The 21,043-nt window shown below is 68.1% G+C and carries 15 protein-coding genes; 7 read left to right on the top strand and 8 right to left on the bottom strand.

Going from position 1 to position 21,043, the window contains the following annotated elements; genetic code table 11:
* Positions 1-205: 205 nt before the first annotated feature.
* From gltB to BLQ76_RS12525, 4 genes are all read left to right on the top strand, one after another.
* Positions 206-4,906: a glutamate synthase large subunit gene (gene gltB / locus BLQ76_RS12535; protein ID WP_090673688.1), complete on the top strand. Its 4,701-nt coding sequence runs from the start codon at positions 206-208 to the stop codon at positions 4,904-4,906.
* A gap of 8 nt (positions 4,907-4,914) precedes the next feature.
* A complete protein-coding gene (locus BLQ76_RS22120; RefSeq protein WP_170842578.1) occupies positions 4,915-5,076 on the top strand; it encodes a hypothetical protein in 162 nt (53 codons plus the stop codon).
* A 91-nt stretch (positions 5,077-5,167) separates the two neighbouring features.
* Positions 5,168-5,803, top strand: coding sequence for a glutathione S-transferase family protein (locus tag BLQ76_RS12530; protein WP_090673686.1), 636 nt, complete (start codon positions 5,168-5,170; stop codon positions 5,801-5,803).
* Between the two features lie 282 nt (positions 5,804-6,085).
* On the top strand, positions 6,086-7,540 hold the full coding sequence (locus BLQ76_RS12525) for a glutamate synthase subunit beta (protein WP_090674115.1): 1,455 nt from the start codon (positions 6,086-6,088) through the stop codon (positions 7,538-7,540).
* A gap of 70 nt (positions 7,541-7,610) precedes the next feature.
* On the opposite strand, the gene BLQ76_RS12520 is transcribed toward BLQ76_RS12525, so the two are convergent.
* Together BLQ76_RS12520 and BLQ76_RS12515 are read right to left on the bottom strand one after the other, a co-directional pair.
* A complete protein-coding gene (locus BLQ76_RS12520; RefSeq protein ID WP_090673684.1) occupies positions 7,611-9,026 on the bottom strand; it encodes an SGNH/GDSL hydrolase family protein in 1,416 nt (471 codons plus the stop codon).
* A gap of 8 nt (positions 9,027-9,034) precedes the next feature.
* Positions 9,035-10,267: a lytic murein transglycosylase gene (locus BLQ76_RS12515; protein WP_090673682.1), complete on the bottom strand. Its 1,233-nt coding sequence runs from the start codon at positions 10,265-10,267 to the stop codon at positions 9,035-9,037.
* A 221-nt stretch (positions 10,268-10,488) separates the two neighbouring features.
* Here BLQ76_RS12515 and galU point away from each other — a divergent pair, with 221 nt between their 5' ends.
* Positions 10,489-11,409 (top strand): UTP--glucose-1-phosphate uridylyltransferase GalU, encoded by a 921-nt coding sequence (gene galU / locus BLQ76_RS12510; RefSeq protein ID WP_090673680.1) that lies wholly within the window; start codon positions 10,489-10,491, stop codon positions 11,407-11,409.
* Positions 11,410-11,456: 47 nt separating this feature from the next.
* On the opposite strand, the gene BLQ76_RS12505 is transcribed toward galU, so the two are convergent.
* Complete coding sequence (locus tag BLQ76_RS12505; protein ID WP_090673678.1) at positions 11,457-13,220, bottom strand: outer membrane beta-barrel protein; 1,764 nt, start codon at positions 13,218-13,220, stop codon at positions 11,457-11,459.
* A gap of 200 nt (positions 13,221-13,420) precedes the next feature.
* Between BLQ76_RS12505 and BLQ76_RS12500 the strand changes: the two genes are divergently transcribed.
* On the top strand, positions 13,421-14,380 hold the full coding sequence (locus BLQ76_RS12500) for a KpsF/GutQ family sugar-phosphate isomerase (RefSeq protein WP_342028258.1): 960 nt from the start codon (positions 13,421-13,423) through the stop codon (positions 14,378-14,380).
* A gap of 3 nt (positions 14,381-14,383) precedes the next feature.
* Here the strand turns inward: BLQ76_RS12500 and hemH are convergent, their stop codons facing one another.
* The 4 genes from hemH to BLQ76_RS12480 form a co-directional block, all read right to left on the bottom strand.
* Positions 14,384-15,445, bottom strand: coding sequence for a ferrochelatase (hemH, locus tag BLQ76_RS12495; protein WP_090673672.1), 1,062 nt, complete (start codon positions 15,443-15,445; stop codon positions 14,384-14,386).
* A 110-nt stretch (positions 15,446-15,555) separates the two neighbouring features.
* Positions 15,556-15,924 (bottom strand): Omp10 family outer membrane lipoprotein, encoded by a 369-nt coding sequence (locus BLQ76_RS12490; protein WP_090673669.1) that lies wholly within the window; start codon positions 15,922-15,924, stop codon positions 15,556-15,558.
* 92 nt (positions 15,925-16,016) lie between these two features.
* A complete protein-coding gene (locus BLQ76_RS12485) occupies positions 16,017-16,472 on the bottom strand; it encodes a hypothetical protein (protein WP_090673666.1) in 456 nt (151 codons plus the stop codon).
* Between the two features lie 149 nt (positions 16,473-16,621).
* Positions 16,622-18,067 carry a homospermidine synthase gene (locus tag BLQ76_RS12480; protein ID WP_090673663.1) on the bottom strand — a complete coding sequence of 482 codons (1,446 nt, stop codon included), beginning with the start codon at positions 18,065-18,067 and terminating at the stop codon, positions 16,622-16,624.
* A gap of 164 nt (positions 18,068-18,231) precedes the next feature.
* On the opposite strand from BLQ76_RS12480, the gene BLQ76_RS12475 reads away from it, so the two are divergent.
* Complete coding sequence (locus BLQ76_RS12475) at positions 18,232-19,191, top strand: small ribosomal subunit Rsm22 family protein (protein ID WP_090673660.1); 960 nt, start codon at positions 18,232-18,234, stop codon at positions 19,189-19,191.
* On the opposite strand, the gene BLQ76_RS12470 is transcribed toward BLQ76_RS12475, so the two are convergent.
* Positions 19,188-21,002, bottom strand: a complete 1,815-nt coding sequence (locus BLQ76_RS12470; protein ID WP_090673656.1) for a M3 family oligoendopeptidase — start codon at positions 21,000-21,002, stop codon at positions 19,188-19,190. The two genes, BLQ76_RS12475 and BLQ76_RS12470, sit on opposite strands and share 4 nt — an antisense overlap.
* Between the last annotated feature and the right edge of the window lie 41 nt (positions 21,003-21,043).

The raw sequence follows: 21,043 nt of genomic DNA, 5'->3' as shown, positions 1-21,043 counted from the left end.
GGTCAGTGATACTGCCCTATCTGAGGCGGTTCGCGGGCTGGGAGGCCGCGTCGGGCCGATCCAAGACGATTTGAAGCCTTGCGGCGTGGTGGTGCCATGCGGGAAAACCCGCATCGGTTTTCCCCGCGCCCGAGCGTGCGACTACACTGGAGGCCATCCGGCGATACGAGAGTCGGGCTGGCGAAGCGGCAGAAGGAGACTTGGCATGACGATCGATCCGTCCTCCGTTCCCGGGCTGGACACCGCGACCGCGACCAAACTCGCCCGCCAGCGCCCGGTTGCGCAGGGTCTCTACGATCCGCGCAACGAGCACGATGCCTGCGGTGTCGGCTTCATCGCCCACATGAAGAACCAGAAGTCCCACTCGATCGTCGAGAAGGGGCTGCAGATCCTCCATAACCTCGAGCATCGCGGGGCCGTCGGCGCCGATCCCTTGATGGGCGACGGCGCCGGCATGCTGGTGCAGATTCCGCACACGCTGTTCGCCGCCGAGATGGCGGGTCAGGGCGTCGAGCTGCCCGAGCCGGGGCAGTACGGCGTCGGCTTCGTGTTCATGCCGCAGGACGAGGCGCGTCGCGAGCACTTCCGCCTGATCTTCGAACAGGCCGCCGCCGAGGAAGGCTGCGCGGTGCTCGGCTGGCGCGAGGTGCCGGTCGACAACACGTCGCTCTCCAAGGCGCCCGAGATCCAGGCGACCGAGCCGGTGCACCGGCAGGTCTTCATCGCGCGCCATGCCTCGGACGCCACCGAGGACGACTTCGAGCGCCGGCTCTATCTCCTGCGCAAGGTGGTGTCGAACCGCGTCTACGCCGAGGCGCAGTCGGTCGACACGGACTTCTACGTCGTGTCGCTCTCGGCGCGCACGGTGGTCTACAAGGGCATGTTCCTGAGCTATCAGGTCGGCTCCTACTACAAGGACCTGACGGACCCCCGCTTCGAGACGGCGCTGGCTCTGGTTCACCAGCGCTTCTCGACCAACACCTTTCCGTCCTGGCGCCTCGCGCACCCCTACCGGATGGTCGCCCACAACGGCGAGATCAACACGTTGCGCGGCAACGTCAACTGGATGGCGGCGCGCCAGGCGTCGGTCGACTCCGAGCTCTTCGGCAACGACATCTCGAAGCTCTGGCCGATCAGCTACGAGGGGCAGTCCGACACGGCCTGCTTCGACAACGCGCTCGAGTTCCTGACGCAGGGCGGCTACCCGCTCGCCCACGCGATGATGATGCTCATCCCCGAGGCTTGGGCCGGCAACAAGCAGATGTCGCCGGAGCGCCGCTCGTTCTACGAGTACCATGCCGCGCTCATGGAGCCCTGGGATGGACCGGCCGCCGTGTGCTTCACGGACGGCCGCCAGATCGGCGCGACGCTGGACCGCAACGGCCTGCGGCCGGCGCGCTATGTCGTGACCGACGACGATCTCGTGATCCTGGCTTCCGAGGCCGGTACGCTCGACGTGCCCGAGGAGCGCATCGTGCGCAAGTGGCGGCTCCAGCCCGGCCGCATGCTCCTGATCGACCTCGAAAAGGGCCGCATCGTCTCCGACGAGGAGATCAAGGGCGAGATCGCCAGCGCCAATCCCTACCAGGACTGGCTGCGCTCGACCCAGCTCATCCTCGAGGATCTCAAGCCCGTGGCGCCGCGCGCGTTGCGCGCCGACGTGTCGCTGCTCGATCGGCAGCAGGCCTTCGGCTACACGCAGGAGGACACCAAGCTCCTGATGGCGCCGATGGCCACCACCGGCCAGGAGGCGATCGGCTCGATGGGCACCGACACGCCGATCTCGGCCATGTCGGAGAAGTCGAAGCTCCTCTACACCTACTTCAAGCAGAACTTCGCACAGGTCACGAACCCGCCGATCGACCCGATCCGCGAGGAGCTCGTAATGAGCCTCGTGAGCTTCATCGGGCCGCGACCGAACATCTTCGACCTGGAGGGCACCTCGCGCCGCAAGCGCCTGGAGGTCCGTCAGCCGATCCTGACCAACGGCGATCTCGAGAAGATCCGCACGATCGGCCACACCGAGGACCGGTTCGACACCAAGACGTTGGACACGACCTACCCGTCCGAGCAGGGCGCGGGCGGCCTTAGCGGCGCGCTGGATCGCCTTTGCGAGCGCGCCGAGGCGGCGGTGGCGGGCGGCTACAACATCATCATCCTGTCGGACCGGCAGGTCGGGCCGGACCGTGTCGCCATTCCGGCGCTGCTGGCCTGCGCGGCGGTGCACCACCACCTCATCCGCAAGGGCCTGCGCACGGCCGCTGGCTTGGTCGTCGAGTCGGGCGAGCCGCGTGAGGTCCATCACTTCGCATGTCTCGCCGGCTACGGCGCGGAGGCGATCAACCCCTATCTCGCCTTCGACACGCTTCTCGCCATGCAGGCGCGCGGCGACTTCCCGCCCGAGGTCTCCGAGGACGAGGTCGTCTACCGCTTCATCAAGTCGGTCGGGAAGGGCCTGCTCAAGGTCATGTCCAAGATGGGCATCTCGACCTACCAGAGTTACTGCGGCGCGCAGATCTTCGATGCGATCGGACTGCGCTCCGACTTCGTGCGCCAGTACTTCGCGGGCACCTCGACCACGATCGAGGGCGTCGGGCTCGACGAGATCGCGCGCGAGACGGTGGAGCGCCACACGCTTGCCTTCTCCGACGATCCGGTTCTGGCCCGCAACCTCGAGGTCGGCGGCGAGTACGCCTACCGCATGCGCGGCGAGTCGCACATCTGGTCGCCGGAGGCGGTGGCGACGCTGCAGCACGCCGTGCGTCTGGAGTCCTACGAGAAGTATCGTGAGTACGCCCAGCTCGTGAACGAGGCGAACGTCGCCAACTCCACGATCCGCGGCCTGTTCAAGCTGCGCATGGCGGAAGAGGTCGGCCTCGCGCCCGTGCCGCTGGATGAGGTCGAGCCGGCCGCCGACATCGTGCGGCGCTTCTCGACTGGCGCCATGAGCTTTGGCTCGATCAGCCGGGAGGCCCATGCGACGCTGGCTGTGGCCATGAACCGCATCGGCGGCAAGTCCAACACCGGCGAGGGCGGCGAGGAGCCCGACCGTTACCTCAAGCTCGTCGACGGTTCGGTCAATCCCGAGCGCTCGGCGATCAAGCAGGTGGCATCGGGCCGCTTCGGCGTGACGACCGAGTACCTCGTCAATGCCGACATGCTGCAGATCAAGGTCGCGCAAGGCGCCAAGCCCGGCGAGGGCGGCCAGCTGCCCGGCCACAAGGTGGATGCGACCATCGCCAAGACGCGGCACTCCACGCCGGGCGTCGGCCTGATCTCGCCGCCGCCGCATCACGACATCTACTCGATCGAGGATCTGGCGCAGCTGATCTTCGACCTGAAGAACGTGAACCCCGAGGCCGCGATCTCGGTGAAGCTCGTGTCGGAGGTGGGCGTCGGCACGGTGGCGGCGGGCGTTGCCAAGGCGCGCGCCGACCACATCATCGTATCGGGCTACGACGGGGGCACCGGTGCCTCGCCGCTCACCTCGATCAAGCATGCCGGCTCCCCCTGGGAGATGGGCCTCGCCGAGACGCAGCAGACGCTGGTCCTGAACGGGCTTCGCTCGCGCGTGGCGCTTCAGGTCGATGGCGGCCTGCGTTCGGGCCGCGACGTCGTGATCGGGGCGCTTCTCGGGGCCGACGAGTTCGGCTTCTCCACCGGCCCCCTGATCGCGGCCGGCTGCATCATGATGCGCAAGTGCCACCTCAACACCTGTCCCGTGGGCGTCGCCACGCAGGACCCGGTTCTGCGCAAGCGCTTCAAGGGGACGCCCGAGCACGTCATCAACTTCTTCTTCTTCGTGGCGGAGGAGGTGCGCGAGATCCTGGCGGCCATGGGCGTGCGCTCGGTGGCCGAGCTCATCGGCCGCTCCGAGCGTCTCGACCGGCGCGAGCTGATCGAGCACTGGAAGGCGCAGGGGCTCGACTTCACGCGCCTGTTCCACAAGGTCGAGGCGCCGCACGAGGAGACGTTCTGGACGCGCCACCAGGAGCATCCGATCGAGAACGTTCTCGACCGCAAGCTGATCGGCGAGGCGCAGAGCGCGCTGACGACGCGTCAGCAGGTCGTAATCGAGACCAAGATCGGTTCGGTCGACCGCTCGGCCGGCGCGATGCTGTCGGGCGAGGTCGCCAAGCGCTTCGGGCACAAGGGGCTCGCCGACGACACGATCACCGTGAAGCTGACCGGCACCGCCGGCCAGAGCTTCGGGGCGTTCCTGGCCCGCGGCGTGACCCTCGATCTCGTGGGCGACGGCAACGACTATGTCGGCAAGGGCCTGTCGGGCGGCAAGCTCATCGTGCGGCCGCGTCCCGAAACGCGCATCGTGCCCGAAGAGTCGATCATCGTCGGCAACACCGTGCTCTACGGCGCGATCGGCGGCGAGTGCTACTTCCGGGGCGTGGCGGGCGAGCGCTTCGCCGTGCGCAACTCGGGTGCCATCGCGGTCGTCGAGGGCGTGGGCGACCACGGCTGCGAGTACATGACGGGCGGCGTCGTGGTCATCCTCGGTCAGACGGGACGCAACTTCGCGGCCGGCATGTCGGGCGGCATCGCCTATGTCTACGATCCGGAGGGCAACTTCGCGGATCGCTGCAACATGGCGATGGTAGAGCTGGAGCCGGTTCCGGAGGAGGACGACCTTCTGGAGAAGCGCTATCACGGCGGCGGCGACCTGCAGCACAAGGGGCGCGTCGACGTCTCGTCCAACATGACGGGCCACGACGACGAGCGCCTGCATCAGCTCGTGTCCAACCACCTCCACTACACCGGCTCGACGCTCGCCAAGCGGATGCTGGAGAACTGGGAGACCTACCGTCCCCGCTTCGTGAAGGTGATGCCGGTCGAGTACCGCCGCGCCCTGCTGGAGATGGAGCGCATGCGCATGGGCGTTGCGGCCGAGTAGGCTTGCGCTTGCTCCCTGAAAACGAGGTTCGGGCGGCGGTGGCGACTTCGGTCGCCATCGCCGTTCCCGTTCTGGCCTGGTGGGTGGACGGTATCGTTGCGCCGGCCCTGGTCGCGGTCGGCGCGGCCTCGGGTTTGTGCGTGTGGTTCTGGCGACGGCTCCTTCCATGACGCGGAAGGGGGCTCTCGCCAACGGCGCGGAGCCTTCTATCTCCCGCGAACGGTCGCGCACGAGCGATCGTTCCAGGCGAGGAGATGACGCATGGCCGAGCTGAAACTGTGGGGCTTCGACGGGTCGACCTATGTGCGCACCGTCAAGATGCTTCTGGCGGAAAAGGAGTTCACGGGCTTCGAGCAAGATCCGGTCAACGTCCTGAAGGGCGAGCCGCACTCGGCCGAGCACCTCCAGCGCCACCCCTTCGGCAAGGTGCCGGTGATCGAGTATCGCGGCTTCCGGGTCTACGAGACGGCGGCGATCGCGCGCTACCTCAACAGCATGATCACGGGCCGCGACCTCGTGCCGGCCGAGGCCGAGAACGTCGCGCGCATGGACATGGCGATCGGCATCATCGACAGCTACGGATACCCAGCGATGCTGGGCGGGGTCGCGGCCTATCATCTCTTTCCCGATTTCGTGGGCGGCAAGGACGAGGCCAAGCATCACGAAGCGCTCAAGACCACGCGCACCGTTCTCACTGAACTCATGCGCCTTCGCGGAAAGGGGCCGTGGATCGCGGGCGAGGACCTGTCGATCGCCGACCTCTACCTCGCGCCGGTCTTTGCCTACGTCGCGCAGACCCCCCATGCCGACGAGTTCAACGACGTGCCGGGCTTCGCCGACTGGTGGGGTGCCGCCCAGCAACTCGAGAGCTTCCGGGCGACCAAGCCGCAAGGCTGACGCCCAACGCTTCCTCGAACCGTTCCAGCCTTGCGTCCCCACCCGAAATAGGGCAGTGATGCTGTCGCATTTTCCGGGCTCGCCGAGGCTTCCCGGAGGCGCGGTCGTGCCCTAGGGGGTGGCACGATCGGCCGCGTTCCGAGGGAGCGCGGTCCTGTGTTAGGACGGTTCACGTCGGGTGCGGACCTTGGGAAAGGCGGCCGGCCGGCCCGGGGGCTCCCGCGGCGGCAGGCTTTCCTTGCTGAGCGGAACGCCCGGACGATGGCGACGGAGGGCATCATCATGGGCAAGGTCACCGGCTTTCTCGAGATCGATCGCCAGACTCCGAAATATCAGCCCGCGTCCGACCGCATCCGCCACTTCCGCGAGTTCACGCTCCCGATGTCGGATGCCGAGGTCGGCAAGCAGGCTGCCCGCTGCATGGACTGCGGCGTGCCCTACTGCCACGGTCCGACGGGCTGTCCGATCCATAACCAGATCCCGGACTGGAACGATCTCGTCTACGGCGGGGACTGGGAGGGCGCGGTGCGCAACCTCCATTCCACCAACAACTTCCCGGAGTTCACCGGTCGCATCTGCCCCGCCCCTTGCGAGGAAGCCTGCACGCTGAACCTCGAGGATACGCCGGTCGCGATCAAGACCGTCGAGCAGGCGATCGCTGACAAAGCCTATGCGCTCGGACTCATCCAGCCGCAGCCGGCCAAGGTGCAGACGGGCAAGCGCGTCGCCGTGATCGGCTCGGGTCCCGCCGGCATGGCGGCGGCCCAGCAACTCGGCCGCGCCGGCCACGAGGTTCATGTCTTCGAGCGCGAGACGCGGCCCGGCGGCCTGCTGCGCTACGGCATTCCCGACTTCAAGATGGAGAAGCACTGGATCGACCGGCGCGTCGAGCAGATGCGCGGCGAGGGCGTGACCTTCCACTGCGGCGTCGAGATCGGGCGCGACAAGCGCCTGGCCGACCTGCAGGCGGAGTTCGACGCCGTACTCTACTGCGGCGGCGCCGAACGCCCGCGCGATGCCGGCATCCCGCAGAACGGGCTCGCCGGAATCCACGACGCCATGCCCTACCTCGTGCAGCAGAACCGGCGCGTCGGCGGGGAGAACACGCCGGCGCGCGGCTGGTCGACCGAGGAAATCTGGGCCGGTGCCAAGCATGTCGTGGTGGTAGGCGGCGGCGACACGGCGTCCGACTGCGTCGGTACCGCGTTCCGCCAGGGTGCCGTGAAGGTCACGCAGCTCGACATCCGGCCCCAGCCGCCCAAGACCGAGAACAAGCTCGAGGTCTGGCCCTTCTGGGCCACCAAGATGCGGACCTCGTCCAGCCAGGCCGAGGGTGCCGTGCGCGAGTTCCAGGTCGCGACGCTGGAGTTCGTCGGCGAGGACGGCATCCTGACGGGCGTGAAGTGCGCCGAGGTCGACGAGCGGCGCCGGCCGATCGCGGGAACCGAGTTCGTGATCAAGGCCGATCTCGCCTTCATCGCGATCGGCTTCGCGGGGCCCTTCGAGGGCGGTTTCCTTCAGGATGCGGGCGAGGGGCTGGAGCTCAAGCGCGATGCGCGCGGCAACGTCTCGGTCGCGGCCGACGAGAAGCGCTACCGCACCTCGGTCGAAAAGCTCTGGGCGGCGGGCGACGTCCGGCGCGGCCAGTCGCTGGTAGTCTGGGCGATCCGCGAAGGGCGGCAGGCCGCGCGCGCGATCGATCTGGAACTCACCGGCACGACCACGCTGCCGCTCTAGCGGTCTGCCTGCGGCGAAGCGCCGGAGCGCTTCGCCGGTCTCCGGCATCACGATCCGGCAGCATCTTCCGTCAGGGAGCGATGGCGGGCTGGCTTGGCCGAAGGGCCTTGGCGGCGTCGTCCGCGTCGGTGTTGGGTTGAGGGCCGGAGGCGGCCGGTGCGCCGGTGCGCAACTCCTCGAGGCTGATCGAGCCTCGGGCCACGATGGCGTTGCCGCGGGTCTGCGGCGAGACCGCGGTACCCCGCCCGGTCCAGCTGAAGTTGTCGGCGCGGCCTTCCGCAGCGGCGATCGCCCCGCCGTTCACCACGAGCGCGTCGCGCGGCGAGCCGCCGTTGCGCTGGGGACCGGCCGTAGCCGCTTCGGACCCCAGAAGATGCTCGCCGCCATCAAGACGAGGATCCGACAGCGAGACCGGCGGGGTCGACACAGCGAGCGCCGCCTGGCTGGTGCCCCCGACCGTCGGGAGATCGCCCGCGCCGAGTTGCTGCGCGCCCAGCGTCGCCACGAGGTCGTCCACGCTGAGGCCGAGAACCTTGGTGATCGGTTTTTCCACGTAGTAGGCGAGCTTGTCCTGTCCGGCCGGCGTCATGGTGATGCCGTCGGAGTTGCGCAAGCGCACCGTCTGCCCCGCCGTGTCGGGGCCGGAGGTCGTATAGGTGCCGTCGGCGCTGACGAAGCCTCCCCAGACATCCACGAACTCGCCGCCGACCTTGAGGGCCGCGGCCCGGAACAGGTCGTTGAGATAGACCATGTCCTCGGTCGCGCGCTCCGACTGGAAGGCGGGCATGCCGACCCATATCAGGGGAACGTTGCGTGACTTGACCGCCTCCGCCAGCGCTGCAGCCCGGGCCGTGTAGAGGGCGCTCCACTCCTTGGAGCGCAGCGGAACCGTCTCGCCTGCATCGCGAAGACCCTGCCGGTCGTTGGCGCCCACCATCACGACCACGGCGGAAGCCTTGGTTTCGTCGATCAGGGCCGCAACCGAGGCCGGCCAGTCGTAGTGATCGTCGCGCACCAGGCCCGACGAGCCGTTGGCTTTGGCGATGATGCGGATCTCGCGATTGCCGCTGACGGCGTCCTCGAGCCCCTTGGCGAGCGATCCGGCCATGAAGTCGCCGATCACGAGGACGTTGCGAGCGGTCTGGCTCTTCTCGACCGGTTCCGCCGCAGCCGCGACGGCCGCCGCTCCACCGGCCGCTCCCGCCGCGGCGGTCGCGGCGTTGCGCCGGCCGGTACCGGACTTCGGCGCTGCGACCGCGTCGCGTCGCTTCTTGCGCACCGCGCGCGGGCGTGGCGCCGCGCGGCGCCCGGGCGCGGCCTGCGATCCGCGCGGATCGGCCTGCGGCGCGTCGCGGCCGAACAGCATGTCCATCAGCGTGCGGCGCTGTTGGGCATCGGCTTCCGGCACGGCCGCGGACAGGGCCACGAGGAGCGCCGCTGCGCTGAGCGTCGCCTTTCGCCAAGAGCCGATACCGTGTTTCGCCATGATGCCCTTTAATGCCTGCGCAGAAGGTCGAGGAGAGCCTTGGACGCGTTGCCGTCCTCCTCGACCCCCGCGCGCCGCTGGTAGGCCGTGATCGCGACCTTGGAGCCCGATCCGATCTTGCCGTCGATCTTGCCGTCGTACAACCCGTGCTGGGTCAGGCGCTGCTGTACCTCGTAGCGTTCCGTCATCGAGAGCGGCTCGTAGCCGCGCGGCCACGAACCGACGAAGTCGCCGCCGCCCGCGATGCGGTCGGCCAGATGCCCGACGGCGAGCGCGTACTTGTCGGCGTTGTTGTAGCGCTTGATCACCGAGAAGTTCTTGGTCAGCACGAAGCTCGGGCCGTTCGCGCCCGCCGGCTGGTAGAGGCGGCCGGTCTCTGCGCCGGAGGGGAAGTCACGGCCGGCCACGCGGCGGACGCCAAGCTTCTTCCAGGCCGACATCGAGCGGTTGCCCGAACCGAGCGACTTGGCGCTGACGCCGGCGGGAAGCTCGACCTCGTAGCCCCAGGTGCGGCCGCCCTGCCAGCCGTTCTTGGCGAGAAGGTTCGCGGCCGTGGCCAGCGCGTCGGGCACCGAGCGCCAGATGTCGGGATGCCCGTTGCCGTCCATGTCCACCGCATAGGCCTGGTAGCTGGTCGGAATGAACTGCGTGTGACCCATCGCGCCGGCCCAGGAGCCGGTCAGGGTCTGGGGTGTCGCGTGGCCAGCCTGGACGATCTTCAGGGCGGCGATGAGCTGCTGGCGTGCGAACTTCGCGCGCTTGGCGTCCTTGTAGGCCAAGGTCGCCAGCGCCTGCGGCACGCTCTTCATGACGTCCGCGCGCTCCAGAATGCGGCCGTAATTCGATTCCATCGACCAGATCGCCAGGAGCACCGTGCGATCCACGCCGAACCGCTTCTCGATCCGATCGAGCCACGGCTTGTAGCGCTGGAGCATCTGGCGCCCCTCCGCCACGCTTTCCTCGTTCACGCGGTTGTCGAGATAGTCCCACATCGTGTCGCGGAACTCGGGCTGGAACCGGGCCTTCTCGAGAACGTCCGGATCGGGGGTGTCGACACCCGCGAAGACGCGCCGGTAGGTGTCGCGCGAAACGCCGTTCGCGACCGCCGTCTTCTCGAACCCCGCGATCCAGGCGCGGAAGCCCGCGTCGGCATGGGCCGGAAGCGCGGGCAGGAGAAGCGTGGCGGCCAGCGCGATGGCGGCGGCGCGGGAGAAGAGGCGAGCCTTTGTCGGTACGGGCATGGGTTCGCTCCTGAGTGTCACTGTCGTGGGTTGCGTGCCTTCCGGTAGATTACGGCAGCGTTCGTAAACGCTTCCTTTACCACGATGGACGGGGTGCCTTCCGGCCAAGCGCTTCTTTACCGTTTTTCACGGCGGAATCGCGGCGGCTCCGCCCGTCCCGTCGACATATCATCATGCCGTGATCTATTGAGAACGCGATCCAACCTCATAAGGACGATCGCATGCGCAAGGTTCGGAAGGCAGTCTTTCCGGTGGCCGGTCTGGGAACGCGGTTCCTTCCCGCCACCAAGGCGATCCCGAAGGAAATGCTGACGGTGGTCGATCGGCCTGTCATCCAGTACGTGGTGGACGAGGCCCGCCAGGCCGGCATCGAGCACCTGATCTTCGTCACCGGCCGCAACAAGGGCGTGATCGAGGATTACTTCGACATCCAGGTCGAGCTTGTGAACACGCTGACCGAGCGCGGCAAGAAGACCGAGCTGTCGCTTCTCGACGAGCTGCAGCCGACGGCCGGCACCGCGTCGTTCACGCGTCAGCAGGCGCCGCTCGGCCTCGGCCATGCGGTCTGGTGCGCGCGCGATCTCGTCGGCCCCGAGCCCTTCGCCCTGCTTCTGCCCGACATGATCATGCAGTCCGAGGAAGGCTGCCTGAAGAAGATGGTTGAACTCTACGAGCAGACCGGCGGCAACGTCATCTCGGTCGAGCAGTGCGACCCGAAGGAAACCAACAAGTACGGCATCGTGGGCCAGGGCGAGACGCGCGGCTCCGGCTTCCGCATCGACGGCATGGTGGAGAAGCCCAAGCCCGAAGACGCCCCCTCCAACTACTTCATTTCGGGCCGATACATTCTTCAGCCGGAGATCTTCGACATCCTCTCGACCCAGGAGAAGGGTGCCGGCAACGAGATCCAGCTGACTGACGGCATGCTCAAGCTCGCCCAGAACCAGGACTTCTTCGCCTACCCGTTCGAGGGTCGCACCTTCGACTGCGGCTCGAAGGAGGGCTTCATCCAAGCCAACGTCGCCTTCGCGCTCTGGCGCCGGGACATCCGCGGCAAGGTCTTCGACGACCTGAAGGAGCTGATGGAAACGGTAGAGCCGGCCGAGCGCCGCGCCGAGACGCGCAGCGCCGCCGCCGAGTAGACGCGACGGGCGCGCGGGAGGGCTCCCGCGCGCCCGGGTCCTTGGACCTACCTTTGAACGCGCAGGCCGATGCGCACCGTGTCGGCGTCGTAGTCCGTGAGAACGCCCTCGAACCGGTCGTGCCGGTAGCGCGCGATCAGCGCGAGCTGGCGGTTGACCCACCATGTGAGGCCGACTTCTCCCGAGCGGATACGCTCGGTGCCGCTCGCGTCGCGCACGCGCCAGGCGAGTTGTCCCGCACCCTCCAGATCCAGCCGGGCGCTCGCCCGGTGACGAAGGCCCAGCGTCGTCTGGTAGAGCGTCGCCGTGTCGATGCCGCCCGCGTCGGGCTCGAAGAAGGTCGAGGCGCGCAGCGACAGGTCCGTGCCCCGGCGCGGCGACCAGGCCAGAAGGGCGTCGACCGTCGGACTGCCGTCGGTCGGCAGCGCGTCGTTGTCGGGAATGTTCCAGGCGTAGCCAAGCCCGACCTCGCCCGACAGTTTCTCGCCGAAGTCGAACCCGAACCCCGTGCGCAGCGCCGGGATCAGGGCATCGCGCGAGGTGCCGAGCGCCGTATCGTCGTCGAACAGGCGTTGGCCGAGGCTGGCCAGCAGGAACGGCTTGAAGGCCGATCCCATGTCGTAGCTGCCGCGCAGCGCGCCGGTCAGCGTCGTGAAGCTTTGTCCCGGCTCGAAGCCCGTCTCGCGCAGGATGCCGTGCTCGCGATCCTCGCGCACGGCCTCCAGCGTGGCGGTCCCGCTTGCGCGTCCAAAGGCGCGCGTCAGGTCGGCGCCCAGGCTGTAGGCGAGAACGTCGGACCGATTGCGAGCGACGTCCGGCGTGCCGGTCAGGATCGAATCGTCCTGGCGCAGGCTCAGGGCGCCGCGCAGGGTTCCCGTCGTGACGTGGTCGATGTCGAGCCGGACCCGGCCGCCGACATCGAGTTCGGGTTCCTCCTCGACCGGACCTTCGAAGTTGCGCCGATAGGCGAGCTGCGCGTTGAGCTCGGCCGCATGGCGCGACCAGTCCGAGACCAGGCGGCCGGACAGGGTCGTCTGGCTGAGCGCGCCCTCGCGACCGTCCAGCGTGTTGGTGAGGTTGCTGGAGCCGCCGAGCGTCTGCTCGAGCGCGGGATAAAGGATGAAGCTCCCGACGCGCAGGCCGATCGGCGCGAACGGATCGTCGGCGCGTCGCGGCAGGACGGTTCGCAGCCCGTCGAGGCCGCCGTTGAGGCGCCGCGTCGCCGCGACGTCGTCGAGCACCGGGCTGCGAACGGGACCCACGGGATCGAAGCGACGCAGAAGAAGGGCGTCACTGCGCTCCTCGCCCGGCAGGAGGTTGGCGTCCTCGCTCGAAAGCGCCGCGGTCTGGCCGGGCCGGCGCGGTCGGGCGCGGGTGGCGGTGGCCACGCCGCCCGCCGGCTGCGCCTGCGGGCTGCGCTCGTCTGGGCCGGCTTCCGGCAGGTTCTGGCGCTGCGGCGCGGTCGGGCCGCTGAACAGGTCGAAGGCAGGCGTCGTTCGATCCGAATCGTCGGATGGCGGCGCCGTCTCGTCGATCCGACGATCGCTGGCGACCGAGGGTGCGGAGCGACGCCGGTCCAACGGCTCGGCCAGCGGCGCGTCGGGATCAACCAGATCCGCTTCGCTCGAGCCCCGCAGGGTGAACTCGTCGGACGAGAAGCGCGGCGGCTCGGCCAGGCTCGTTTCCGCAGGCGGGATGGGCGGCGTTTGCTGCGGCGTGGTCGCCTGAGCCAGCGCGTCCGGCGTTCCGCCGAGACCGGCCAGTATCAGGGCAGCCAGCCAGCGATCGGCCGGTGCACGAAAGCGTCCCATAGGGCCTCGTTGATTCGTCGTGCCGCGCGCCGTCCAGCACGACACGTTGGTTAGCGAACCCTAAACCGGCATGGTTAACGCAAGCTTGCGCCCCGGACCGCCGCTGGCGCCGCCGCGCTGGGAGGTCTAGAGGATCACAGACCCGCAACTCTTCGGCAGTTCGACCCTTGCAGCCTTCGTGCCAGATCGAGACCTCCTCCTTGCCCGGCGCGGCCTCGGCCGTTCGAACGGTGGAAACCGAAGCCGAGGGGCTGCGTCTCCTGTCCCAGTCGCTGGCGGGCCCGCTGGCCGAACCCTTCGAGCGCGCGCTGGATGCGATCGCGGCGCTGCGCGGCCGGCTCATCGTGACCGGCGTCGGCAAGAGCGGGCACGTCGGCGCCAAGATCGCGGCGACCTTCGCCTCCACCGGAACGCCCGCCTTCTTCGTCCACCCGACCGAGGCGGTTCACGGCGATCTCGGCATGATCGGGCGCGACGACGCGGTGCTCGCCATGTCGTGGTCGGGCGAGTCGGCGGAGCTGCGCGGCATCGTCGCCTATACTCGCCGCTTCCGCATCCCGCTGGTCGCCATCACCTCGCGCGAGGCGTCCGCGCTCGGTTCGGAGAGCGACATCGCGCTCGTCTTGCCGCGGGCGGCGGAAGCCTGTCCGCACGGTCTGGCGCCGACCACCTCGACGACGTTGCAACTGGCCCTCGGCGACGCGCTGGCCGTGGCCCTTCTGGAGCGGCGGGGCTTCACGCCGGGCGACTTCCGCGTGTTCCATCCCGGTGGCCAGCTCGGCGCGGCGCTGACCCATGTCGGCGACGTCATGCACAAGGGCGACGCGCTGCCGCTCGTGGAGGCGGGAAGCTCGATGGGGGAGGCGATCCTTCTGATGTCGGAGAAGGGGCTCGGCTGCGTCGCGGTGGTGCGCGACGGGCAGCTTGCGGGCATCATCACCGACGGCGACCTGCGCCGGAACCTGTCGTCCGATCTCATGACGCGCCGCGTCGAGGACGTGATGACGCGCTCGCCGAAAACCATCCGGGCCGACACGCTGGCCGTGAAGGCGCTCGATATCCTGAACAGCTCCTCGATCACCGCTCTGATGGTGGTGGAAGGGGATCGGCCGGTCGGAATCGTGCGCGTCCACGACCTCCTGCGGATCGGAGTGGCCTGAGGGCTACTCCACCCAGCCGCGCAGCTCGCGGCGTACGAGGTGCTCGATCACGTCCATGCCCGGCGCGGAGTCGTTGAGGCACGGGATGTGGGAGAAGTTCGTCCCGCCGTTGTGCAGGAAGATCTCGCCGGCCTCGCCTGCGATCTCCTCCAGCGTTTCCAGACAGTCCGACACAAAGCCGGGGTTGAGAACGGCAATGCGCTTGACGCCCTCCTTGGCGAGCGCCTCCACCGTCTTGTCGGTATAGGGCTGCAGCCACTCTTCCGGACCGAAACGCGACTGGAAGGTCGTCATGAGACGACCCTTCGGCCAGCCGAGCCGCTCCTGCAGGAGGCGAGAGGTCTTCTGGCAGTGGCAGTGGTATGGGTCGCCCTTGCGGAAGTAGCTCTGCGGGATGCCGTGATAGGAGGCGACGACGCGCTCGGGCTCGAAGTCGAGGCTTGCCAGATGGGTCTCGATCGAGCGAGCCAGCGCGTCGATGTAAACGGGATCGTCGTGGTAGGCCGGCACGGTGCGCACCGCCGGCATCCAGCGCAGCGACGACAGGTGTTCGAAGAACTTGTCGTTCACGGTCGCCGTCGTCGAGGCCGAATATTGCGGGTAGAGCGGGAAGCACAGGACTCGCTCGCACCCTTGCTCGATCAACGCGTCGATCCGGCTGGCGATCGAGGGGTTGCCGTAGCGCATGGCCCAGTCGACGCGAATCGTCTCATGGCCGGCCAGACGCTCGGCGAGTTCCTCGCCCTGAGCGCGCGTGAAAGTGCGCAACGGGCTCTCGCCGCGCTCGCGGTTCCAGATCTGGTCGTAGGCATGCCCCGACTTCTTGGGCCGCGTGTTGAGCACGATGCCGTGCAGGATCGGGTACCAAAGGGCGCGCGGCCACTCGATCACGCGCTTGTCCGACAGGAACTCGCGCAGGTAGCGCCGCATCGGCCAGTAGCTCGTGCCGTCCGGCGTGCCGAGGTTCACGAGCAGGACGCCGACCCGTTTGGGCGCCACGGCCGGATGTCCGGCGGGCAGGGGGCCGATCGCGGTGGAGGGGTCGATCGTGACGGGCGCGTTCATGCGGCGGCTTCATCCTCGGGTCGCGGACAGGCCCGCGCAGCGATGCGCGCGGGCAGGCGACATATAGGATGGAACCCGGCCCGAGCCATGCGGCTCGCCGTTCGGCCCGGTTAGGCGCTGCGCGACAACTCGAAGCGGGCGCCGGCCGAGTTGACGCAGGCCAGGCGATCGGCCGCCATCTGGTTGCAGTTCACCGACGTCTGCTCGCCGCGCGCGGCCGAGCGGTAGATGATCGAGGTCTGCGCCGGACCGGTCTTGGTGTAGTTGCCCTCGGCCAATACGGCGCCGGTGGCGGACTCGCGCGAGGTGAAGCGCCCGCCCGCGAAGGTCGCGGTATAGGCGACCGGGCCGCCCACGGAGCGCCAGTTGCCCTCGAAACCGGCTGGCGTGGGAGCGGTGGCGATGCGGGCGGTCGGCGCCGACTGGCAGCCGGTCAGAAGCACGGCAAGGGCGCTGAGGGCGAAAAACGGATGGCGCATGTCGGGTCCGGGTCCGGCAGAGAAGAATCGGTCGTTCAAATCTTAACGAAGTGCGAAGGCTGCACCAGCACCCGCTCGCGGCGATCCACAACTCACGCGGCGTCGGAGCGTCGCGCGGGGATCACCGAGTGGATCGAGGCGATGGACTCGATCGAGCGGATGCGCCCGTCGGACGTGAAGCCGAACCAGTACATGGTGGTTCCGGTGACGAGCGAACCGTTGCTTTCGTCCTGCCGCGTCCAGTCGCAACGGCTGGCGGCCTCGTCGTCCTCGATCAGCGTGCCGCGCGGCTTGTAGCTGATGTAGGTCGCCCGCCGCAGCAACTCGTTCAGGAACGACTTCGCCTCGTCCTCGCCCTGAAGGCGGTACTCGCCCTCCATGCGGCTGAACCAGGGCGCGTCGATGATGCCGGCGTTGCTTTTGTTGGAGAAGATGGCGCCCGGGGCGAGATGGCGCGCAATCGAACCCGACGAGCCGGACATGATGGCGTCCATGATCTCCTTGATCACGGAACGTTTACGCTGGGCATCCGTCGAAAACTCGCCCATGAACCAAAACTCCCTTCAGCGTCAGACGCTTGGGACTCAATGGTAGTGCAGACACATCATATTGCCAGCCGGAAGCAAAAAAGCCGCGCCGGAGCGCGACTTTTTATTGGTCCTATGAACGAGATCATTCGTCAAGCGTCGAACGACGCTCAGCGTACGAGGATGTTCCGGAACTGCCAGGGGTCCTTCTCGTCGAGGTCCTCCGGGAACAGGCCGGGCCGGTCGGTGAGCGGTGTCCAGTCCGTGTAGTAGCCCTTTACGGGGCCGAGGTAGGGGAGCTGGACCTCGAGGCAGCGCCGGTAGTCCATCTCGTCGGCCTCGACGATGCCGGCTTCCGGGTTCTCCAGCGCCCAGACCATGCCCGCGAGCACCGCCGACGTGACCTGGAGGCCTGTCGCGTTCTGGTACGGCGCGATGCGGCGCGTCTCCTCCAGGCTCAGCTGCGAGCCGTACCAGTAGGCGTTCTTCTCATGGCCGTAGAGAAGGACGCCGAGCTCGTCGATGCCCTCGACCAGCTCGTTCTCGTCGAGGACATGATGTTCGGGCTGGATGCGGCCGGCTGCGCCGAACAGCTCGTGCAGCGACAGGACCGCGTCGTTGCAGGGGTGGTAGGCGTAGTGGCAGGTCGGGCGGAAGGTGACCTCACCCTCCTTGTTGCGGTGGGTGAAGTAGTCCGCGATCGAGATGCTCTCGTTGTGGGTGACCAGGAAGCCGTACTGCGCGCCCGGCGTCGGGCACCAGGAGCGCACGCGCGTGTTCGCGCCGGGCTGCTCCAGATAGATCGCCGCCTGGCAGCCCTTCTTGTGCTCACGGGCGTTCTTGGGCATCCACTTCTCGTGCGTGCCCCAGCCGAGCTCAGCCGGCTGCATGCCCTCCGACAGGAAGCCCTCGACCGACCAGGTGTTCCAGAACACGTCGCGGGGCTTGGGCGAGGCGGCGACCTGCGTGTCGCGCTCGGCGATATGGACGCCCTTGACGCCCACCTTCTTCATCAGCTTCGCCCAGCCCTCGCGGTCATCGAAGGAGGGTTCCTCGAAGTCGAGGTTGGTATCGCGTGCGACGTTCACGAGCGCCTGCTTGACGAACCAGGAGACCATGCCCGGGTTGGCGCCGCAGGTGGACACGGCGGTCGTGCCGCCGGGGTTCTTGCGCTTTTCCTTGCGGACCGTTTCGCGCAGCGCGTAGTTCGTGCGGTCGGCGTTCTCGAGCTTCTCGTCGAAGTAGAAGCCGAGCCAGGGTTCGACCACGGTGTCGATGTAGAGGACGCCGAGCTCGCGGCAGAGCTTCATGAGATCCAGCGAGCCCGTGTCCACCGACAGGTTCACGCAGAAGCCCTGGCCCTCGCCCTCGGTGAGAAGCGGGGTGAGAAGCTCGCGGTAGTTTTGTCGCGTCACGGCCTCCTGGCGGAAGCGGATGCCGCGTTCGTCCAGAAGGTGCCGGTCGTGATCCTTCGGATCGATCACGGTGAAGCGGTTCTTGTCGTAGTGGAAATGGCGCTCGATCAGCGGAAGCGTGCCGCGTCCGATCGAACCGAAGCCGATCATCACGATCGGGCCGGTGATGGTCGCGTGGACCGGATGGTTCTCGTTCGCCATGAAGAAGCGTCCTCGTGTTGCGAAGGGCGTCGCGCGGCCGGGATGCCGCGCCGGATGTTCGCGGGTGGGCTAGAGGAGATCGCTGTCAAAGAAAAGGGGCGCCGTTTGCAAGCCGGTCGCGCGAAGCGCTATCGCCAGCTGGAACGGCGGCCGGAAAGGCGACAATGGAACTGCCCGTAACCCTGCGCGCGCGCATCGACGCGCTTCTGACCGGCCGGCCGATCGCGGACCTCGCCGAGGCCTCGGGTCGCCTGACGCAGCGCTACCGGGCCGAGACGCGCGACGGCTCGTTTCACCTCCACGACGACCGGGCTGCGGCGGCCTATGTCGCGGCGCGCCTGCCGGCGACCTTCGCGGCGGTTCGTGCAGCGCTGGAAGCCGTCGCGCAGGCGAGGCCCGACCTGGCGCCCGCGAGCCTTCTGGATGCGGGGGCGGGACCCGGGACCGCGCTCTGGGCGGCCGTCGACGTGTTTGGAACGCTGGGAGCAGCTGAACTGCTCGAGGCCAGTCCGGCCATCCGGGACGTGGGCGAACGATTGTGCGAGGGAGCGTTCGCGTTTCAACCGACTTGGCGGGCCGCCGATCTTCTGGCGGATCCGACCGGCGAGCCGGCCGATCTCGTGACGCTGAGCTACGTTCTCGACGAACTGCCGCCCGCGCGCATCGGTCCGCTCTGCGACGTGCTCTGGTCGCGGACCCGCCGGGCGCTGGTGGTGGTGGAGCCGGGAACGCCCGCCGGCTGGCGGCGCATCCTTGCTGTCCGCGACCAGTTGTTGGCGCAAGGCGCCCATGTCGGCGCACCCTGTGCCCACGAGGCCGCCTGTCCGATCCGGGAACCCGACTGGTGCCATTTTGCGCAGCGCGTCGCGCGCTCGCGCGTCCACCTGCGCACCAAGGGGGCGGAGGTGCCCTTCGAGGACGAGAAGTTCAGCTACGTCGCGCTGCTGCGCGATGCGCCAGACGCGCGGGCGGCGCGCGTCCTTGCCCCGCCCCGCGGCGGTTCGGGCAAGGTCCATCTGAAGCTCTGCAGGCCCGACGGCAGCGCGGCCGAGGAACTGGTCACCCGGCGCGACGGCGAGCGCTTCCGCCGCGCCCGCCGCCTCGACTGGGGGGACGGCTTCTAGCCGTCCATGCGCTCCAGCTCGTCGATGAAGCCCGAGATCACCGCGAGCCCCTGAGCCCAGAAGGCGGGGTCGGCGGCATTGAGACCGAAGGGCGCGAGCAGTTCGGTATGGTGCTTCGTGCCGCCGGCGCGCAGCATCGCGAAGTACTTCTCCTGAAATCCCGCTTCCGCGTTCTGGTAGACCGCGTAGAGCGAGTTCACGAGGCAGTCGCCGAAGGCATAGGCGTAGACGTAGAAGGGCGAGTGGATGAAGTGGGGCACATAGCTCCACCAGACCTCGTAGCCGGGTCCCAGATGCACGGCGGGACCCAGCGAGCGGCCCTGGACATCGCGCCAGATCTCGCCGATGCGATCCACCGTCAGCTCGCCGCGCCGACGCTCCAGATGGACCTCGCGCTCGAACAGGTAGAAGGCGATCTGGCGGATCACCGTATTGATCATGTCCTCCACCTTGGAGGCGAGGAGCGTGCGCCGTTCGGCGTCGTCGCGCGCCTGCGCCAGCAGCGAGCGGAAGGTCAGCATCTCGCCGAACACCGAGGCCGTCTCGGCCAGCGTCAGCGGCGTTTGCGACATGAGCGGGCCCTGCGTGCCCGCCAGAACCTGGTGGACGCCATGGCCGAGCTCATGGGCCAGGGTCATGACGTCGCGCGGCTTGCCGAGATAGTTCACCAGAACATAGGGGTGTGCCGAAGGAACGGTCGGGTGCGAGAAAGCGCCCGGTGCCTTGCCCGGACGGATCGCGGCGTCGATCCATCGCCGGTCGAAGAACTGGCGCGCGATCTCCTCCATCTCCGGCGAGAAGCCGCGATAGGCCGAAAGCACCGTATCCTGCGCCTCTCTCCAGGGTATCGTGCGACGCGAGGCGCCCGGCAGCGGGGCGTTGCGGTCGAAGAACTCGAGGCGGTCGAGGCCGAGCCAACGGGCCTTGAGCGCATAGTAGCGGTGCGAGATGGAGCCGTAGCTGTCCGCGACCGCCGCGGCGAGCGCATCCACCACCTCGCGCTCGACGCGATTGGCGAGGTGGCGTGAATCGGCGACGTCCGCAAAGCCGCGCCAGCGGTCCGAGATTTCCTTGTCCTTGGCGAGCGTGTTGGTGATCAAAGAGAAGGTGCGCCCGTTGGCGGCGAAGACGCCCGACAGGCTTTCGGACGCCTTGCGGCGCTTCTCGCGATCGGGATCCTGCAGGAGGTTCAAAGCCTCCTCCAGCGCGAGGGTTTCGCCGTCGACCTCGAAGCGCAGCGCCGTCATGGTCTCGTCGAACAGGCGGTTCCAGGCGCCGTGGCCCGTCACGGACTTCTCGTGGAACAGTTCCTCGACCCGTTCCTCGAGCTGATAGGGCTTGTCCTGGCGCAGATCCACGATCCAGGGCCGGTAGTGCGCCAGACGCGGATCGCGCTCCATGGCGCCGTCGATCGTCGCATCGTCGATGCGGTTCAGCTCCAGCGCGAAGAACAGGAGGCGCGAGGAGATCTCGGTGACGCTGGCCTGGATATCTCCGTAGAACTTGGCGATGCGGGGGTCGGCCGTATCGCCGGCATAGGCGAGACCCGCATAGGAGACGAGACGCCCGAGGAGATCCTCGATGCTCTCGAACTCCGCGATCGCCTCACCCAGCGTGTTGTCGCCCGCGGCCTCCTCCAGCCGGCCGCGCCAGCGGGCTTGGAACGCGTTGGCGCGCTTTGCGCCTTCCGCGATGTCCCGGTCGATCTCCGGCGCGTCGATCCCGCCATAGAGGTCCGCCAGGTTCCATTCCGGCAGGCGCTCCTGGCCCTCGGGCAGTGCGACGGGAGAGGGCAGGGCCGTGTCGTGCATGGGAGGGGATCTCGTTGGCTCTAATCGGACGGGTCGGCGAA

It is taken from the genome of Aureimonas jatrophae (assembly GCF_900104035.1).
In the GTDB taxonomy this organism is placed as follows: domain Bacteria; phylum Pseudomonadota; class Alphaproteobacteria; order Rhizobiales; family Rhizobiaceae; genus Aureimonas; species Aureimonas jatrophae.
The sequence above is the reverse complement of the archived record's forward strand: the minus strand, read 5'-3'. Positions and strand labels throughout refer to the sequence as shown.

What these genes read in the sequence shown, in the direction of transcription:
- BLQ76_RS12520 (WP_090673684.1), bottom strand. Translation starts at nt 9,026, where the DNA reads ATGGCGAAACACGGTATCGGCTCTTGGCGAAAGGCGACGCTCAGCGCA.
- gltB (WP_090673688.1), top strand. Translation starts at nt 206, where the DNA reads ATGACGATCGATCCGTCCTCCGTTCCCGGGCTGGACACCGCGACCGCG.
- BLQ76_RS12490 (WP_090673669.1), bottom strand. Translation starts at nt 15,924, where the DNA reads ATGCGCCATCCGTTTTTCGCCCTCAGCGCCCTTGCCGTGCTTCTGACC.
- BLQ76_RS12525 (WP_090674115.1), top strand. Translation starts at nt 6,086, where the DNA reads ATGGGCAAGGTCACCGGCTTTCTCGAGATCGATCGCCAGACTCCGAAA.
- BLQ76_RS12480 (WP_090673663.1), bottom strand. Translation starts at nt 18,067, where the DNA reads ATGGCGAACGAGAACCATCCGGTCCACGCGACCATCACCGGCCCGATC.
- BLQ76_RS12530 (WP_090673686.1), top strand. Translation starts at nt 5,168, where the DNA reads ATGGCCGAGCTGAAACTGTGGGGCTTCGACGGGTCGACCTATGTGCGC.
- galU (WP_090673680.1), top strand. Translation starts at nt 10,489, where the DNA reads ATGCGCAAGGTTCGGAAGGCAGTCTTTCCGGTGGCCGGTCTGGGAACG.
- BLQ76_RS12475 (WP_090673660.1), top strand. Translation starts at nt 18,232, where the DNA reads ATGGAACTGCCCGTAACCCTGCGCGCGCGCATCGACGCGCTTCTGACC.
- hemH (WP_090673672.1), bottom strand. Translation starts at nt 15,445, where the DNA reads ATGAACGCGCCCGTCACGATCGACCCCTCCACCGCGATCGGCCCCCTG.
- BLQ76_RS12485 (WP_090673666.1), bottom strand. Translation starts at nt 16,472, where the DNA reads ATGGGCGAGTTTTCGACGGATGCCCAGCGTAAACGTTCCGTGATCAAG.
- BLQ76_RS12505 (WP_090673678.1), bottom strand. Translation starts at nt 13,220, where the DNA reads ATGGGACGCTTTCGTGCACCGGCCGATCGCTGGCTGGCTGCCCTGATA.
- BLQ76_RS12515 (WP_090673682.1), bottom strand. Translation starts at nt 10,267, where the DNA reads ATGCCCGTACCGACAAAGGCTCGCCTCTTCTCCCGCGCCGCCGCCATC.
- BLQ76_RS12470 (WP_090673656.1), bottom strand. Translation starts at nt 21,002, where the DNA reads ATGCACGACACGGCCCTGCCCTCTCCCGTCGCACTGCCCGAGGGCCAG.